General features: G+C 68.7%; 2 protein-coding genes. One reads left to right on the top strand and one right to left on the bottom strand.

Annotated features, from left to right (window positions below; translation table 11 throughout):
• Nucleotides 1-88 precede the first annotated feature (88 nt).
• Entirely contained in the window at nucleotides 89-1,591 is a 1,503-nt protein-coding gene (gene rpsA / locus ABTZ89_RS37625) for a 30S ribosomal protein S1 (protein ID WP_270953168.1), read from the bottom strand.
• Between the two features lie 301 nt (nucleotides 1,592-1,892).
• On the opposite strand from rpsA, the gene ABTZ89_RS37620 reads away from it, so the two are divergent.
• Nucleotides 1,893-2,753 (top strand): class I SAM-dependent methyltransferase, encoded by an 861-nt coding sequence (locus tag ABTZ89_RS37620; RefSeq protein WP_351054038.1) that lies wholly within the window; start codon nucleotides 1,893-1,895, stop codon nucleotides 2,751-2,753.
• Nucleotides 2,754-2,881 lie beyond the last annotated feature (128 nt).

Raw genomic sequence — 2,881 nt, 5'->3', positions numbered from 1 at the left:
CCCCGTGCCCGGTACCCCCCGTAACAAAACCCGCCCCCCCACCCCTCATGGGGGGGCGCCGCTGCGCTTCAGCCGTCAGGCGTCAAGCTCACGCACCGCCGGAGAGCTTCTCCCGCAGCGCAGCCAGCTGCGCGTCGCTGGCCAGCGAACCGCTGTCCTGCTCGTCGCTGGAGGCCGACGAGTAGTTGCCACCGCCGGTCGCCGACTCCTCGCCACCACCGGCAGCGGCGGCCGCAGCGGCCTCCGCGTCGGCCTGGCGGGCCTTGGCGATCTGCGCGATGTGCTTCTCGTAGCGGGTGTGCGCCTCGGCGTACTGGCGCTCCCACTCCTCGCGCTGGGTCTCGTAGCCCTCGGTCCACTCCTGGGTCTCCGGGTCGAAGCCCTCGGGGTAGATGTAGTTGCCCTCGTTGTCGTACTCGGCCGCCATCCCGTACTGGGTGGGGTCGAACTCCGAGTCCGGGCTGAAGCCCTCGTTGGCCTGCTTCAGCGACAGCGAGATGCGACGGCGCTCGAGGTCGATGTCGATGACCTTGATCATGACCTCGTCGCCGACCTGGACGACCTGCTCCGGGATCTCCACGTGGCGCTCGGCCAGCTCGGAGATGTGGACCAGGCCCTCGATGCCCTCGTCGACGCGGACGAACGCACCGAACGGAACCAGCTTGGTGACCTTGCCCGGCACGATCTGACCGATCGCGTGGGTGCGGGCGAACTGGCGCCACGGGTCTTCCTGGGTCGCCTTCAGCGACAGGGAGACGCGCTCGCGGTCCATGTCCACGTCGAGGACCTCGACGGTGACTTCCTGGCCGACCTCGACGACCTCGGACGGGTGGTCGATGTGCTTCCAGGACAGCTCCGAGACGTGCACCAGACCGTCAACGCCACCGAGGTCGACGAACGCACCGAAGTTGACGATGGAGGACACGACGCCCTTGCGGACCTGGCCCTTCTGCAGCTGGTTGAGGAACTCGCTGCGGACCTCGGACTGGGTCTGCTCCAGCCAGGCGCGACGGGACAGGACCACGTTGTTGCGGTTCTTGTCCAGCTCGATGATCTTGGCCTCGAGCTCGCGGCCCACGTAGGGCTGCAGGTCGCGGACGCGGCGCATCTCGACCAGGGACGCAGGCAGGAAGCCGCGCAGCCCGATGTCGAGGATGAGGCCGCCCTTGACGACCTCGATGACGGTGCCGCGCACGGGCTCGTCCTTCTCCTTGAGCTCCTCGATGGTGCCCCAGGCGCGCTCGTACTGCGCACGCTTCTTGGAGAGGATCAGCCGGCCTTCCTTGTCCTCCTTCTGGAGGACGAGGGCCTCGACGAAGTCGCCGACGGTGACGACCTCGGCGGGATCGACGTCGTGCTTGATCGACAGCTCGCGGGACGGGATGACGCCCTCGGTCTTGTAGCCGATGTCAAGCAGCACCTCGTCACGGTCGACCTTGACGATGGTGCCCTCAACAATGTCCCCATCGTTGAAGTACTTGATGGTCTGGTCGACGGCGGCGAGGAAGTCCTCCTCCGTCCCGACGTCGTTCACTGCGACCTGCGGCTTGGTGGCGGCTGCAGTCGGGACGGTGGTGGTGTCGGTGGACATCAGGTGGGTTGCTCCGGTACGGATAGTTTGGTCGCTGGTTCTGCGTTTCAGTGCGCTGCGGGCGTCCGGCCCCAGGCCCAACCGGCGGCTGGACCACGAGCTCCGACTCCCCCGAAACCCCTCGCTCCACCGGGTGCGACCCGGCTCGGCGACGGCGACGGCGGAAGACCCACGGCGCGGGCGGTATCGTACGCGCTCTCTCGATCGCCAGGCAAACCGCGGTAGCCCCGACGAGCAGGCGGTGCCGGACGACCACAATGCTTCACGTCCGAGCAGTACCCACTATCGGCGGGGAGAACCCTTGACACGAGCCGACGACCCCGAGCACGCAGAAGTCCAGGGTAGCTCCGCGGAGCACACCTTGGGCACGGTAGGTGTGAGCAAGCGCACCGTCGGGGCGGTGGAGTCCCGGGCCGCGAACCGGCTCTGGTGGGACGCCGACGCCGACGACTACCACGCGGAGCACGGCGAGTTCCTCGGCGTGAGCGATTTCGTCTGGTGCCCCGAGCGGCTGCGCGAGGAGCACGCCGGGCTGCTCGGCGACGTGCGCGGCAAGCGGGTGCTGGAAGTCGGCTGCGGCGCGGCGTCCTGCTCGCGCTGGCTGGCCGACCAGGGCGCGCTGCCGGTCGGGCTGGACATCTCGGCGGGCATGCTGCGGCACGCCGTCGAGGGCGGGCGGCGGAGCGGAACCGACGTGCCGCTGGTCCAGGCCAGCGCGGACTGCTTGCCCTTCGCCACCGATTCGTTCGACCTGGCCTGCTCCGCGTTCGGCGGGGTGCCGTTCGTGGCCGACGTCGGCGCGGTGTTCCGCGAAGTCGCACGGGTGGTCCGGCCCGGCGGCCGGTGGGTGTTCTCGGTGACGCACCCGATGCGCTGGATCTTCCCCGACGATCCGGGACCGACCGGGCTGACCGTCACCCAGTCCTACTTCGACCGCACGCCGTACCTGGAGATCGACGGCAACGACCGCGCGACCTACGTCGAGCACCACCGCACGCTCGGCGACTACGTCCGCGCGCTGTCGGGCGCCGGGCTGAACCTGGTCGACATGATCGAGCCGGAGTGGCCGGAAGGGCACACCGAGGTCTGGGGCCAGTGGAGCCCGCTGCGCGGCCGCTACTTCCCCGGCACGGCGATCTTCGTCTGCACCCTCGACGGCTGACACCCCCCGCGGCAATCTCCCGACAACGGCTCCTCGATTTCCGCCCGCAACACCCGAAGATCGCCGGATATGTCCGGATATTCGTCCGTTCCGAGCATTCCGCCGCAAATTCCATTGAAATTGGACGT

It is taken from the genome of Saccharopolyspora sp. NPDC002686 (assembly GCF_040295745.1).
Classification (GTDB): domain Bacteria; phylum Actinomycetota; class Actinomycetes; order Mycobacteriales; family Pseudonocardiaceae; genus Saccharopolyspora; species Saccharopolyspora oryzae.
Note: the sequence above shows the minus strand (reverse complement) of the source record. Positions and strands in the feature narration are given on the sequence as shown.

What these genes read in the sequence shown, in the direction of transcription:
- rpsA (WP_270953168.1), bottom strand. Translation starts at nt 1,591, where the DNA reads ATGTCCACCGACACCACCACCGTCCCGACTGCAGCCGCCACCAAGCCG.